This window comes from Streptomyces sp. R41 (genome assembly GCF_041053055.1).
GTDB lineage: Bacteria > Actinomycetota > Actinomycetes > Streptomycetales > Streptomycetaceae > Streptomyces.
The window spans coordinates 5,310,628-5,324,857 of the sequence record NZ_CP163443.1 but is presented as its reverse complement, the minus strand read 5'-3'; the positions used below and the strand labels follow the sequence as shown (position 1 = coordinate 5,324,857).

At 68.1% G+C, this 14,230-nt stretch carries 9 protein-coding genes and 1 pseudogene; 1 reads left to right on the top strand and 9 read right to left on the bottom strand.

The annotated features are described in order from the left end of the window. Window positions 1-50: 50 nt before the first annotated feature. Together murJ and AB5J53_RS24370 are read right to left on the bottom strand one after the other, a co-directional pair. On the bottom strand, window positions 51-2,348 hold the full coding sequence (gene murJ, locus AB5J53_RS24375) for a murein biosynthesis integral membrane protein MurJ (protein ID WP_369247779.1): 2,298 nt from the start codon (window positions 2,346-2,348) through the stop codon (window positions 51-53). 46 nt (window positions 2,349-2,394) lie between these two features. Further along, complete coding sequence (locus tag AB5J53_RS24370) at window positions 2,395-4,812, bottom strand: DUF6049 family protein (RefSeq protein ID WP_369247778.1); 2,418 nt, start codon at window positions 4,810-4,812, stop codon at window positions 2,395-2,397. Window positions 4,813-5,034: 222 nt separating this feature from the next. Between AB5J53_RS24370 and AB5J53_RS24365 the strand changes: the two genes are divergently transcribed. Beyond that, window positions 5,035-6,513 (top strand): CCA tRNA nucleotidyltransferase, encoded by a 1,479-nt coding sequence (locus AB5J53_RS24365; RefSeq protein ID WP_369247777.1) that lies wholly within the window; start codon window positions 5,035-5,037, stop codon window positions 6,511-6,513. Window positions 6,514-6,701: 188 nt separating this feature from the next. Here the strand turns inward: AB5J53_RS24365 and AB5J53_RS24360 are convergent, their stop codons facing one another. From AB5J53_RS24360 to AB5J53_RS24330, 7 genes and pseudogenes are all read right to left on the bottom strand, one after another. Beyond that, the gene (locus tag AB5J53_RS24360; RefSeq protein WP_369247776.1) at window positions 6,702-7,016 is read right to left on the bottom strand and encodes a hypothetical protein; all 315 of its coding nucleotides are present in this window, start codon (window positions 7,014-7,016) and stop codon (window positions 6,702-6,704) included. Between the two features lie 124 nt (window positions 7,017-7,140). Further along, window positions 7,141-7,678: pseudogene (locus AB5J53_RS24355) on the bottom strand (MFS transporter); the annotation flags it as partial. Between the two features lie 221 nt (window positions 7,679-7,899). Further along, window positions 7,900-8,412 carry a hypothetical protein gene (locus AB5J53_RS24350; RefSeq protein WP_369247775.1) on the bottom strand — a complete coding sequence of 171 codons (513 nt, stop codon included), beginning with the start codon at window positions 8,410-8,412 and terminating at the stop codon, window positions 7,900-7,902. Between the two features lie 112 nt (window positions 8,413-8,524). Next, complete coding sequence (locus tag AB5J53_RS24345; protein WP_369247774.1) at window positions 8,525-9,787, bottom strand: MFS transporter; 1,263 nt, start codon at window positions 9,785-9,787, stop codon at window positions 8,525-8,527. A 23-nt stretch (window positions 9,788-9,810) separates the two neighbouring features. Further along, complete coding sequence (locus AB5J53_RS24340; RefSeq protein ID WP_369247773.1) at window positions 9,811-11,877, bottom strand: zinc ribbon domain-containing protein; 2,067 nt, start codon at window positions 11,875-11,877, stop codon at window positions 9,811-9,813. A 248-nt stretch (window positions 11,878-12,125) separates the two neighbouring features. Further along, window positions 12,126-13,208: an inositol-3-phosphate synthase gene (locus tag AB5J53_RS24335; protein WP_369247772.1), complete on the bottom strand. Its 1,083-nt coding sequence runs from the start codon at window positions 13,206-13,208 to the stop codon at window positions 12,126-12,128. 43 nt (window positions 13,209-13,251) lie between these two features. Continuing rightward, window positions 13,252-13,935, bottom strand: a complete 684-nt coding sequence (locus AB5J53_RS24330) for a PadR family transcriptional regulator (protein WP_369247771.1) — start codon at window positions 13,933-13,935, stop codon at window positions 13,252-13,254. Window positions 13,936-14,230: the final 295 nt, after the last annotated feature.

Below are 14,230 nucleotides of genomic sequence, written 5' to 3'. Positions count from 1 at the left end.
GCTATGCACGACACACGGCGACGGACGATGGTTGTGCGCCTACCCCCGCCTCAGCGCCCCAGGCGCCCGCGGACCATTCCGACCATTGAGTTGAGTTCTTCGATGCGCATCTTGCGCGCAGCGATGTAGAAGACGCCGAGCAGGGCGATCGAGCCGACCAGCAGGGCAGCGATCGACCCGAGGGCCCCGTGTCCCAGGGCCCCGGTGATGGCGAACCCGACCACGCCGCCGACCACGGCTCCAGGGACGGCCGCGAGGCAGAGACGCGCATACGTCCGCAGGACGCGCGCGCCGTCCAGATCGCCGCCGAGCCGCCTGCGCAGACGCTGCCAGGCCACTCCGACGCCCACGGCGTACGCCAGCCCGTACGCGCCGGCCATGCCGACGACCGCCCACTGCGCGGGAAGGATCACGTAACACACGGCCGAGGCGGCCGCGTTGACCGCGGCCACGATGACCGTGTTGTAGAAGGGCGTGCGGGTGTCCTCGTACGCGTAGAAGCCGCGCAGGACCACGTACTGCACGGAGAACGGGATGAGGCCGAGGCCGAAGGCCATCAGAACATAGCCCTGGGACTGGGCGGCTCCGATACCGCTGGAGCCGAAGAGCAGGGTGCACATCGGGATGCCGAGGGCGACGAACATGAAGGCCACGGGGACGATCGCGACGGCCGAGGTGCGCAGCCCCTGGGAGATGTCGTCGCGCACTGCACCGGGGTCGCCGTCGTGGGCCGCGCGCGAGATGCGGGGCAGCATCGCGGCCATGACCGAGACGGTGATGATTGCCTGCGGCATGCCCCAGATCAGCTGCGCGTTGGAGTAGGCCATGATGCCCGCGCCGCTCTTGCCGGAGGCCTTGCCCGCAGCCGTGGCGAGCTGGGTGACGACGAGGACGCCTGCCTGGTTGGCGAGGACGAACAGCACGGTCCACTTCGCGAGCTTGACCGCCTTCCCGAGGCCGTGGCCCTTCCAGTCGAACCTCAAGCGGAAGCGGAAGCCGGTCTCGCGCAGGTAAGGCACCATCGCCACGGCTTGCACGACCAGGCCGAGCAAGGTGCCGATGCCCAGGAGACGGACTCCGTCGGGGGGGATGTTGTGCACCGACATGCCGGAGTCCGCGGCGGTCCCGTACACCCACAGGAACAGGCCGAAGGTGGCGATCATGACGATGTTGTTGAGGACCGGGGTCCACATCATCGCGCCGAACTTCCCGCGGGCGTTGAGGATCTGGCCCATCACCACGTGGATGCCCATGAAGAAGATCGTGGGCAGGCAGTAACGGGCAAAGGTGACGGCGACGTTGTTCGACGCCGGGTCGCTGGCGACGGCGTCCGACATCAGCCGGATCAACAGCGGCGCGGCGAAGACGACGATCGTGACGATCACGCCGAGGGCGACCATGACGAGGGTCAGCAGGCGGTTGGCGTAGGCCTCACCGCCGTCCTCGTCCTCCTTCATGGACCGCACCAGTTGCGGCACGAACACGGAGTTGAGGCCGCCGCCGACCGTCAGGATGTAGATCATCGTCGGCAGTGTGTACGCCACGCTCCATACGTCGCCGAGTGTCGCGGCACCCAGGGCCGCCGTAATGATCATAGTCCGGACGAAACCGGTGAGCCGGGACACCAGCGTGCCCGCGGCCATCACCGCGCTCGATTTCAGCAGACCCGACGCACGTCCGCCCTTCTTCGACGCGGCCGCGGACGTGGGGGTGAGCGTCATCGTCTGGTCGGACGCCGGGCCGGGAGGCTGTGTCGCCGGGCCATGGTTCATGGATGGCGCCGGGGACGGGGCGGGGACGGACGCGCCCTCCGCGGGAGGAGTACCGCCGGCCTGCTGCTGGTCGCGGAAGAGGTGGGCGAACGCGTCGGGCTCGTGGCGCTCCTCACCGGCCTGGGTGACCAGGTCGTCGACGCCCACGAACTGGGTCGTACGCGCGTCCTCGCCGTACGGGAGGTGCCGTGTCGGGCCGGCCGGTTCGGGAGGGGGAGTCTGGGCCCACACACGCGGGTCGGGGGCGTGCTGCGGTGTGGGCGGCTGGGTGTAGAGGGGCTGCTGCGGGTAGTACGTGCCGGGTGGCGGCGGGGGGTGCGCGGCACGGTCGTAGAGCGCCTCGGTCACCGGGTCCTGGGCAGAGAGGTCCTGTGCCCGGTAGGGATCCTGGTCGTAGGCGTCCTGGAAATACATGTCCGCGGGAGATCCCGGCGGCATCTGGCCGTGCTCGGGCGGCGGGCCCTCCGGGTAGCCCTCGGGGTAGCCGGAGTGACCCGCGCCCTGGTCCGGGTAGCCCTCGGGGTGGCCCGAGCTGCCGGCGCCCTGGCCACGGTCACCGTTGTACGGCGCGTTCATGGTTACCCCACCTCATCGTCCCCGGGCCCACCGGCCACGACATCGCTCAACGGTCCACTCTCTCACCCGTGCCGGACGGGTCGGTGCTTTCCGGTGCGGTGTCCGGTGTCGGGTCACTCGGGTGCTCCGGGTCGTCTGCCCCGGACTCCTCGGCGGACTCCCCTTCGGGGCCGTTCTCGGAGTCTTCGGTGTCCTCAGTGTCTACGGTGCCGTCCGTGTCCTTGTTCACGCCCTCGGCCTCGGGACCGTCCTCCGGCTCTTCCTCGGCCTGTCGGGCGGCGGCGCGCTTGCGCTGCGTGTACATCCGGAATCCGGCGAGCACGAGCAGCAGGACGCCACCGCCGATGACCAGCATCACCGTGGACGTGATCTCGGTGACCTTCACTTCGAAGGGGATCTCGGGGCCGTACGCCTGGCCGTCCTTCGTGTACAGCTGGGCGACCACCTCCACCGGACCGTTGGCCTTGGTCGAGGTGGTGAACTTCACGGACTGGCTGTGCTCGCCCGCGACCTGGATCGGCTGCTCGTCGTAGGGGCCGTCACCGATCTTGAGGCGGGTGGGCTGCCGCGAGGTGAGGCGCAGCACGAGATTGTCGACGCCCTGCACGAGGTTGTTCTGCACGGTCACGGGGATCGTGGCGCTGCGTCCGGAGAGCTTCGCGTCGGACTTCTCGATCAGATGGACAAGTCCGGTGAGGTCTTCGAGATACGACTTGACGCCGTTGCGGAAGGTCTCCGCCTGCGAGGCACGGCCCCGCCAGGACGTGGACATCCCGCGGTCTATGGCCCGACCGAACGGGGTGACCACCCGGGACTTGTCGGTGAGGATCACCTGGAAGTTGTCGAGTTTGGTCTGCGTGTCCTGGATGTCCTCGAAGGCCGACCGCGGCAGCTCCTGCTTGCGCAGCGAGGACGGGTAGGCGGACACGGGGGGCACCTTCGTGGTGGCGCCCGGGTCCGGCTCGGCCTTGGCGGCTGCGGACAGGTCCTGGGACTCGGACCAGTTTCCGTCCTGGAGAGCCTTGAGCGCCTGCGCCATCGTCTGGGCCTGGCTCGCGGACGGCATGCGTTGTGGGGCGACCACGATGCTGCGCTGCTCGTCCGGCTCCTGCAGGTTGATCATCAGGCTCTGGGCCAGGAATTTCTGTACCGCGAGCGTGGAGGTGTCGGCCTTCGTCATGTCGCCCTGGAACGCGGTCGACAGCCGGGCGTCGGCGACGACCGCCGTCGTTCCGCCGCCGATGGGGCGCGCCGCGCTCGGCGTGTACGGCAGTCCGCCCGTCTCGCGCAGGCTGTCGCTGCGGGCGATCACCTTGTCTGCGCCGGCCGAGGTGGCCACCTTGACGATCGACGGGTCGACGGCACCGTCAGCGGGCCAGGCGAAATCGGTGCTCGGCTTCACATGAAGGATTGTGTCCACCGTGCCGGAGGCCACATCGGTGGCGTCCTTCAGGTGGCTCAGGGAACCGGTGACGTCCTTGCCGTTGTGGGCCAGCGACGCGAGATCGGGGTCGGCGAAGGGGAGGGCGACGACCTTCTTGTCCTGGACCGTCTTCTCCAGCTTGTCGAGCCAGGCCTTGGCCACCGCCTGGCTCTTGCCCGCCGTGGTTCTGCCGTCCTCGGTCCGGATCTGGTAGCCGTCCCTCATCGCGTCGACGGAGGCCAGCAGGTCCGGGTCGAGCACCCAGGTGACGTCGAGGTCACTGCCCAGGGACAGGAGCTGGTCCAGGCGGCCGCCCGGGGAGATCTCCTTGGCCAGGTCGTCGTTCTTGAATACGGGCGTCTGGCGCTCGTCCGAGCCGGTTTCCGCCGTGAGGTGGACCGTGGAGATGAGCGGCCAGAGGTACGTCGTCTTCGTCTTGGTGTCCGCCGCCTCGGGCTGCCAGGGCAGGAACGTTCGCTGGATGCCGAGGATCTGGTCCCACGGCTGGGCGGCGGTCCGGCCTGTGAGCGAGACGCCGAGCTGGTAGACCCCGTCGGAGCCCAGGTCCAGCTCCTTGACCGGCACCGAGATGCTGAAGTGCTGAGAGACGCCCGCCGCGAGCTTGGAGAACTTTGCGACGTACTTGCCGCCGACCTCCTGGGCGTCCAGGCCCGGCTGGAATCCGCTGCGCTGTGCGGCGCTGTCGATGGCGGAGCGGCTGCTCAGGGACGGTCCCACGCGCAGGCCCACATGGGCATCCGTGACCGTCTGCTTGCCGTTGTTGGTGACCGAGCCGGAGACGGTGAGTGTGTCGCCGTCCGTGGGAGCGGTGGGGCTGAGCGAGTCGAGGGAGACGTCGACCGTGCTGGACCCGGTGGCGTCGGCCACGGACGTCTTCTCAGCGGCGGACGCGGGCGTGCTGATGGGCAGCTGGAGCAGCCCGGCCAGCAGGGGTACCCCGGCCAGCAGTGCGCCGCTGCGCCGGAGCCACCGGCGGGCAGGTGAGGGACTCGTCCCCTGGAAGTCTGCCGCCTCGGCCACGCGCTCGCCCGTCCCTCGTCGTCGTCAGTGGTCGTCGGAATGTGCGTCCACGCATGGTAACGATGCGCGCTGAGGGTAAGTGCCGCGGAGTGCTCCACAAGATCGGGGGACAGGGCCGACTGTCCTGTATGTGCGCGTATTGATGCCCGTACAAAGAGCGGACGCCTGTGCACGTTTTATGGAGGCGCTCGCGGGCGCCTCGGCCACGTACCCTTTTCTGTTGTGCCGAACGCCAACGAAGACAACCCCAGTGCCCTGAGTCAGGTGCAGCACCGCGCGGTGAGTGAACTGCTGCGGGTGTCCCCTGTCGCCGACGACCTCGCCCGCCTTTTCCAGGAGGCCGGGTTCTCGCTCGCCCTGGTCGGCGGCTCGGTCCGGGACGCGCTCCTTGGCCGACTCGGCAATGACCTGGACTTCACGACAGACGCCCGTCCCGAGGACGTCCTGAAGATCGTGCGGCCCTGGGCGGACGCCGTGTGGGAGGTCGGGATCGCCTTCGGCACGGTGGGCGCGCAGAAGGACGCCCGCGTGGGCGACGTACAGCAGTCGTTCCAGATCGAGATCACGACGTACCGCTCCGAGGCGTACGACCGGACCTCGCGCAAGCCCGAGGTGTCCTACGGCGACTCCATCGAGGAAGACCTCGTGCGTCGCGACTTCACGGTGAACGCGATGGCCGTGGCGCTGCCGGAGAAGGAGTTCATCGATCCGCACGGCGGCCTGGACGACCTGTCCGCTCGCATTCTGCGCACCCCGGGGACCCCGGAGGAGTCCTTCTCCGATGATCCTCTGCGGATGATGCGGGCCGCGCGGTTCGCGGCGCAGCTCGACTTCGAGGTGGCCCCCGAGGTCGTCGCGGCGATGACGGACATGGCCGGCCGTATCGAGATCGTCTCGGCCGAGCGGGTGCGGGACGAGCTGAACAAGCTGATCCTCTCCCCGAACCCGCGCACGGGCCTGACGCTGCTTGTCGACACCGGGCTCGCCGACCATGTGATGCCGGAGCTTCCCGCTCTCCGGCTGGAGCGTGACGAACACCACCGGCACAAGGACGTCTACGACCACACGCTGATCGTCCTGGAGCAGGCGATGGCCCTGGAGGAGGAAGGTCCCGACCTGACCCTGCGACTCGCCGCGCTGCTGCACGACATCGGCAAGCCGCGGACGCGTCGCTTCGAGAAGGACGGGCGGGTCTCCTTCCATCACCACGAGGTGGTGGGCGCCAAGATGACCAAGAAGCGGATGACGGCGCTCAAATACCCCAACGATCTCGTGAAGGACGTCTCACGTCTGGTCGAACTTCACCTGCGCTTCCACGGGTACGGCACCGGCGAGTGGACGGACTCCGCAGTTCGTCGCTATGTGCGTGACGCGGGCCCACTCCTCGACCGCCTCCACAAGCTGACGCGCTCCGACTGCACCACGCGGAACAAGCGGAAGGCGGCAGCGCTCTCCCGCGCGTACGACGGCCTGGAGGAGCGCATCGCCCAGCTCAAGGAGCAGGAAGAGCTCGACGCGATCCGCCCGGACCTCGACGGCAACCAGATCATGGACATCCTGGGCATCGGCCCGGGCCCGGCGATCGGCCAGGCGTACAAGTTCCTGCTGGAGCTGCGCCTGGAGAACGGGCCGATGGGCGATGAAGCAGCGGCCAAGGTACTTAAGGGGTGGTGGGCCTCACAGCCGGACGGCCAGGCATAGGGCTGACGGCCAGGGGACCGGCGTCATGTTTCACGTGAAACATGACGCCGGATGACTCGGCACCGGCAAACGCGAAGGAGCGTCACCCCTGCTGCCTGTTGCTAGTGCAGCGTGGCGGGCCCTTCAGGCGCGAACGCACCGACGTCAACTCCACTCACCAGTGTCGATGGTGAGTTGCTGAACGCGGTCTAGTCCTTCTTGTCTATGTAGGCGTCACTGAGATACGGGTAATCCGTGGTACAAGCGACCTTCGACCATTCATTCTTGGGCTTCCAGGCGCCTCGGTAGATGTTCGTCCAGCTGGAAGTCGGGCTCCCCTTGCAGCCAATAACCACCCGCTGATATCCGCTGCCACCGCTGCAGAAGCTCTTTGCCCACCCGGGGGTGTCGTAGTGGTCGTCGACGGTGCAGGTGGTGGGCTTCGCGCTGGCGCTGGTCGGCGCCACTACGAATGCTCCTAGGGTGGCTGCAGTGAGCGTGATAACGCGCAAGGTTTTGTTCATGTGCTCGCCTCTCTTTCCAAGCGGCCCATTGGCCACAGGGATATTCAAGCGAACGTTCGAGTTGGAGAGGTGAATCTCGTTAGAGATTGGCCCGAACCCGCTGGTCATAAGCGCGTGAGCGTGATCAAACAGGCGGCAATCGACCCGTAGCAGTGGCCACTGTGACCACTAGCGGAACCGACCGTCCGTCAGGAGGCAACATCAGGGCGGCTACTGCGGCCGCGCCGACGAAGGCGACGTTGAACAGGACGTCGTAGACGGAGAAGATTCGGCCGCGGAAGCCGTCGTCGACCGATGACTGCACGATCGTGTCCGTGGCGATCTTCGCGCCCTGGGTGGTCAGGCCCAGGAAGAAGGCGGCGACCAGCACGGGCGCGGGGGCGAAGGGGAGGCGGAGCGCGGGCTCCAGGACCGCGGCGGCGCCGGAGCACGCGACGATCCAGCCGCCGGAGCCAAGTCGCTCCGCCGCCCAGGGCGTCACGACGACCGCGACGAAGAACCCCGCCCCGGAGACGCCCACGGCCAGTCCCAGCAGTGCGTGCCCGTCGTCGTCTGAGCCGGACGCCCAGGCGTACCGGCAGAGCATCAGCACCATGACGGTCAGGGCGGTAGTAGAAGCGCTTCAGCGTCCTCGCAGTGTGTGCTCAGGCAGCCTCCCGCCGTGCCGTCATCGGTTAGGTGTACAAGTTCCTGCTGGAGCTTCGCCTGGAGAGCTGGCCCACGGAGCACGATGCGGCGGTAGTGGTGCTTCAAGGAGTGGCGGGTCACACAGGGCTGAGGTTCATGAAACGAGGTCATGTCACGTGAAACATGGCCCCTGGGCGACCTGCATCGGATGCGACCGAAGGGCGGTGTTTCACGTGAAACACCGCCCCTTGCGCGCTTACTTGGCGGAGTACGGCGACAGGCAGAGGGTGAAGTCGTTCTTGCCGCTCTGGGTGTACTCGGCGTACCTGGTGCGGTCGCAGCCGGAGTCGTCGGTCTTCTTCTGCGTGACCTTGTACTTGGCTTTGGAACTGCCGCAGTCCACGACCTTGAGGCCCGGGTCCGTGGCGCTGTCCGGGTTGCTGATGCTCATGCAGTCGCCGACCTTGGCGGTGTCGGGGTCGTGGCGGCTCGCGAGATAGCCGACGCCGGCGGCTATGACGGCGCAGACGATGACCGCGATGCGCAGGTACTGCTTGAAGCCGCGCTTCGGCCGCTGCGGCGGGACCGGGGCGTACGGGGCTCCCTGCTGCGGGAAGCCGGGCTGGCCGGGCTGCTGGGGGTAGCCCGGCTGCTGCGGGTAACCCTGCGTCGGCTGCTGGCCGTACGGGGCCTGACCCTGGGGCGGCTGGCCGTAGGGCTGCTGGCCCTGGGCGAACGGGTTCTGGCCCTGGGGCGGCGGAGTGGTCACTTGGGGGTCCCCCTAGAACGTAGGCGCGCGACGCGAATAAGACGCACGTAAGTTATCGGGACCCGGTGACAACTCAGTAGCCCGGAGGGGCTCTGTGGCACTGATGTGACACTTACTGCAGTTCGAAGTGGGCCATAGCGGCAGCAATTGCCGCGTAGAGCGCTGCCACAGTGACGACGAGGGAAACCGAGCGTCCGTCAGAAGGCAGTACTAGGGCGGCTACTGCGGCCGCGCCGACGAAGGCGACGTTGAACAGGACGTCGTAGACGGAGAAGATTCGGCCGCGGAAGCCGTCGTCGACCGATGACTGCACGATCGTGTCCGTGGCGATCTTCGCGCCCTGGGTGGTCAGGCCCAGGAAGAAGGCGGCGACCAGCATCGGCGTGGGGGCGAAGGGGAGGCCGAGCGCCGGCTCCAGGATCGCGGCGGCGCCCGCGCATGTGACGATCCAGCCGCCGGGGCCGAGGCGCCCCACTGCCCAGGGGGTGACAACGGCCGCCACGAAGAAGCCCGCCCCGGAGCTGGCCACGGCCAGCCCGAGCAGGGCGAGGCCACCGTCCGAGTCGGACGACCAGGCGTACCGGCAGAGCATCAGCACCATGACCAACAGGGCGCCGTAGCAGAAGCGCATCAGCGTCATCGACGCGAGTGCCCAGGCCGCTTCCCGGCGCCCGGGCTCGGCGAGATGGCGTACACCCGCCGCTAGGCCACGTGCCGTGCCGACGAGCGCCGTGGCAAGGCGTGACTCCACCAACTCCATGTCGGGGCCCAGCAGTTCCGGGGCGATGCGCAGGGAGGCGAGCGCCGCGCACAGATACAGGGCCGCTCCGAGGAGGACGACCGCCGCGTCGGAGTCCGAGGCGACCAGCCGTACGACGAATGCAAGACCGCCGCCCGTGGTCGCGGCGAGTGTCCCCGCGGTCGGCGACAGGGAGTTGGCCATCACCAGGCGTTCGGAGTCGACGACGCGCGGCAGTGCCGCCGACAGGCCCGCCAGGACGAAGCGGTTGACCGCGGTGACGCACAGCGCGGAGACGTAGAAGAGCCAGTCGGGGACATGGCTCAGCATCAGGACGGCCGTCACGCAGGCCAGCGCCGCCCGCAGCAGATTGCCGTAGAGGAGGACCTGGCGGCGCCGCCAGCGGTCCAGCAGGACGCCGGCGAAGGGGCCGATGAGGGAGTAAGGGAGCAGGAGTACCGCCATCGCGGACGCGATCGAGGCCGCGGAGGTCTGCTTCTCCGGTGAGAAGACGACGTACGTGGCGAGCGCGACCTGATAGACGCCGTCGGCGCCCTGGGACAACAGCCGTACGCCCAGCAGGCGTCTGAAGCCCTGGAAGCGCAGGAGTACGCGCAGGTCACGTACGACAGCCATGGGGCACAGCGTCTCAGATGAGCTTAGGTTTTCCTGGGTGGGGCTGGGTTTTCGCCCCGGTGGAAAAGAGATCTCGGCTGCCGGTGTCTCGGCCCCCAGGAGGTGGCGTGGGCGTGCAGGCGGAAGCCTGCGCCGAGTCTGGCCCCATACGGCTCGTGCCGGGTGGGGGTGCTCATCGTGTGCGGTGCCTGCCGCCTGCGCCACCGCCGGGTGCGGTGGGTGGGTGGCTGGGGCGTCCGCCCCGCCGGACGCTCTCCACCTGGACCACTGCCGACGGCCGGAATCGGCGCCGGTGGTGGTCCGGGTGGGGCGGGGACCCTGCGTCGCTTCCTGGGCACAGGGCATCTTCTCGTCGGCCCCGCCTTCGTCCGGTCCACAGGCCGAACTTGCGGACCGGACGGGGGTGGGACCGGGTGGGGGGAGTGCCGGACCGGCTGGTCCAGTTCCTCAACCGTGCGGCGGAGCGTATAGCTGCCGTCGGTGCGGTTAAGGACGGTGTGGGGTTGGTGTTGGAGGCCGCGGGCGCCGATCCGCTGCCAGGCCGCGACATCGCGGTCAGCGCTGTAACGGCAGGCCGGGTTCGGGCAGGTGGCCCATTTCCAGCCGCGTTCGGGACGGTCGGGGGCGGCGTGGTGGCGGAAGGCGGTCAGGCAGCGGGGGCAGTACTTCGACGTCCCCCGCGCGGGCACGATGACCACCGCGATGCCGTGCCGGGCTGCGGCGTGGACGGTGGCGGTGACGATCTGGCCGCGGACACTGGAGGACAGGCGGGTGTTGAGGGTGCGGCCCTTGCCCCGGGCCTCCATGTCCCGCAAATCTTCGAGGTAGATGACGCTTGCCTTGGCGGCCCGCGCGTGGTCCACCATGAAGCGGGCCGCTGCCTGGGCGAGTGCCCGGTTCAGCCGTTCACGCCGTCGGCTGACCCACCGGTGCTCGGTCCGCAGCACGGCCAGTTTGGCCACGTCCATCGGGTCGGGGCGGGAGCCTTGGGTGTGGTGGCCCTCGATGAGGATGTCCAGGTGGGCGGTCTTGGTCCACAGCTGTTCGGCTTCGATGCGTAGCCGGTCGGCTTTCGCCAAGGCCCCGTCCACGCGGAGGAACACGGGCCTACCGTCGGTGAGGACAGCGGGCTGGGTGCCGCCGGTGAGGGTGAGGGTGCCGCCGGTGAGGAGGGTGTTCAGCCCGTAGTCGAAGGCCACCGCACGGGTGTGGCCGTCCCGTCGGCTCTTCGGGGCAGCGGCGGTGTACGCGAGATCGATGCGTATCTGGCCGTCACGCAGGCGCAGGGTGGGGGCGTGCAGGGCGGCCGTCGCGTCGACGGTCGGGGGCAGCCGGAAGCGCAGGACCACCGGACGCCAGTCGGTACGCGAGCGCGGGTCGGGACGCACAGGGAGGCGTACCGTCAGCACCCCGTAGTGGGCGGGGTCGTCCTCGCAGCGGGTCAGCGTGGTCAGCTGCTTGTCCGCGGCGGCCAGGACCACCTGACGGCCTGCGCCCGGAGCGGCCTCCAGTTCGGACACATCCGCAGGCATCCGGTGACGGGCGGCGATGAAGCGCTGCACCTGGCGGGTGCGTCCCCGCAGGACCGACACGGGCACCGCAGCGCCGTCCGGACATGTCTCCCGCAGCGCCTGCCACTCCGCATCGGTACGCCGCAGCGGATCAGGATTGTCAGCAGGCCAGGTGGCCAGGACGGCGTCCACGATGCGGGAACGCCAGTGGGCCGAGCGCAGTACTCTTCCGGCCTGTTCCTCGGCGATCCTGCGCACCCGGTCCGGCACATACCGCCCCTCGGGCACAGCAGCGGTCCAGCCCAGCGTGCGCAACGCCATCCATGCGTTCGGCGGCAGTTTCTCTCCCGACGGGGCGCGCCCGGAAGCGAGCTGCTCGATCTCCGGCCGCGACCAATGCCCGGCGATCACGGCGGCGGCCATCGACTCCACCAGACCGGTCAGCCAGCCCACCCGCACCGCGAGCCGCGTCGTGTTCAGCACCTCACCGGTGACCGTGTCCAGGCCCCGGAAAGCGGACGCGGTAGCACACGCGACCCGCTCCGTCTCCCCTTCCCCCACCACGATCTTCCGCCGCACACCACCCACCCCTGCCCCGATGACTCATCTGTCCGACGATCGGACTGACATACCCAACGAACCCAACCCCACAAAGTCACACCCGACCGGACGCAACCCGCAAGAATCACAGCAACACCCAGGAGAAGCAGGTCAATCGAGGCACTGCTGCTGACCCTCACATACGAGGAGGGTCCCGGGGCGGAATGCCCAGGGACCCTCAACAGCCTTCAACGAGACGAGTTTTAGCGCAGAGCGCCGTGTCTCGCTTAGCGCTCGACCTCGCCCTTGATGAACTTCTCGACGTTGTCGTAGGCCTCGTCGTCGAAGTACTGGACCGGCGGGGACTTCATGAAGTACGAAGACGCCGACAGGATCGGGCCGCCGATACCGCGGTCCTTGGCGATCTTCGCGGCGCGCAGGGCGTCGATGATGACACCCGCGGAGTTCGGGGAGTCCCAGACCTCGAGCTTGTACTCCAGGTTCAGCGGGACGTCGCCGAAGGCGCGGCCCTCGAGGCGCACGTACGCCCACTTGCGGTCGTCCAGCCAGGCCACGTAGTCCGACGGGCCGATGTGGACGTTCTTCTCGCCCATGTCGCGGTCGGGGATCTGCGAGGTGACGGCCTGCGTCTTCGAGATCTTCTTGGACTCGAGGCGGTCGCGCTCCAGCATGTTCTTGAAGTCCATGTTGCCGCCGACGTTGAGCTGCATGGTGCGCTCAAGACGGACACCGCGGTCCTCGAACAGCTTCGCCATTACGCGGTGCGTGATGGTGGCGCCGACCTGCGACTTGATGTCGTCACCGACGATCGGGACGCCCGCCTCGGTGAACTTGTCCGCCCACTCCTTGGTGCCGGCGATGAAGACCGGGAGAGCGTTGACGAAGGCGACCTTGGCGTCGATGGCGCACTGGGCGTAGAACTTCGCCGCGTCCTCGGAACCGACCGGCAGGTAGCAGACGAGGACGTCGACCTGCTTGTCCTTGAGGATCTGGACGACGTCGACCGGAGCCGCGTCGGACTCCTCGATGGTCTGGCGGTAGTACTTGCCGAGACCGTCGAGCGTGTGACCGCGCTGGACCGTGATGCCCTTGTTCGGGACGTCACAGATCTTGATGGTGTTGTTCTCGCTGGCACCGATGGCGTCGGAGAGGTCGAGGCCGACCTTCTTCGCGTCGACGTCGAAGGCGGCGACGAACTCGACGTCGCCGACGTGGTAGTCGCCGAACTGGACGTGCATCAGGCCGGGCACCTTGGACGCCGGGTCGGCGTCCTTGTAGTACTCGACGCCCTGCACCAGCGAGGCGGCGCAGTTGCCCACGCCGACGATGGCTACGCGAACCGAACCCATTCCGGTTGCTCCCTGTGTGTATCGGTGAAACCCCGAATGGGTCTCACGTGGTGGTGTCGTCGGACGGATCCGGCCGGGTGCTGTCCCGGTGCCGGGGCAGGCCGCCCGTCTCTCCAGATGTGCTGTCCTGCTGAGCGGAGCCTTCGGAGGCGGAACCCTTCAGGTCCCGTCCGGCCCGCTCGCTCTCGATGAGCTCGTTCAGCCAGCGCACTTCGCGCTCCACGGACTCCATTCCGTGGCGCTGGAGCTCAAGCGTGTAGTCGTCGAGGCGCTCTCGGGTGCGCGCCAGAGAGGCGCGCATCTTCTCCAGACGCTCCTCGAGCCGGCTGCGGCGGCCCTCCAGTACGCGCATGCGTACATCGCGTGACGTCTGCCCGAAGAAGGCGAAGCGAGCGGCGAAGTGCTCGTCCTCGTACGCGTCGGGACCCGTCTGCGAGAGCAGTTCCTCGAAGTGCTCCTTACCTTCCGCCGTCAACCGATAGACGATCTTGGCGCGGCGCCCGGCGAGTGTAGCGGCGAGGGCGTCCTCGGGTGCGGACCCCGCTTCCTCGATCAACCAGCCGTTGGCGACCAGCGTCTTGAGGCAGGGGTAGAGCGTCCCGTAGCTGAAGGCACGGAACACACCCAGTGACGTATTGAGTCGTTTGCGCAGCTCATAGCCGTGCATCGGTGACTCGCGGAGCAGGCCGAGTACGGCGAACTCGAGGATCCCGGAACGCCGGCTCATCGTCGCCTCCTCCCTGTCGCTGCCTCGTCGGCACGGCCTTTATGCCGCGCTGATGTATCGACTCGATACATCAGCACGATAGAACGGTCCTTCGGATGCGACAAGAGGGGTCACGGTGAACGGCGTCACATCACCGATTCATACGAAGCGAGTTGCCTGATTTGGGGTGAACTTCGGCCCTAGGTGGGTTTTGACGGTGCGTAGTCTGTGCGGCATGCACACCACCGGGAACCGAGTGACGCCTGAGGGCGTCATCGTCTTTGGTGCAGTACGGGTGAATGCGCAAACGACCGCA

Bases quoted from the DNA above. Each gene is read 5' to 3' on its own strand.
- AB5J53_RS24335 (WP_369247772.1), bottom strand. From the start codon at position 13,208: ATGGGTTCGGTTCGCGTAGCCATCGTCGGCGTGGGCAACTGCGCCGCC.
- murJ (WP_369247779.1), bottom strand. From the start codon at position 2,348: ATGAACGCGCCGTACAACGGTGACCGTGGCCAGGGCGCCGGCAGCTCG.
- AB5J53_RS24330 (WP_369247771.1), bottom strand. From the start codon at position 13,935: ATGAGCCGGCGTTCCGGGATCCTCGAGTTCGCCGTACTCGGCCTGCTC.
- AB5J53_RS24345 (WP_369247774.1), bottom strand. From the start codon at position 9,787: ATGGCTGTCGTACGTGACCTGCGCGTACTCCTGCGCTTCCAGGGCTTC.
- AB5J53_RS24360 (WP_369247776.1), bottom strand. From the start codon at position 7,016: ATGAACAAAACCTTGCGCGTTATCACGCTCACTGCAGCCACCCTAGGA.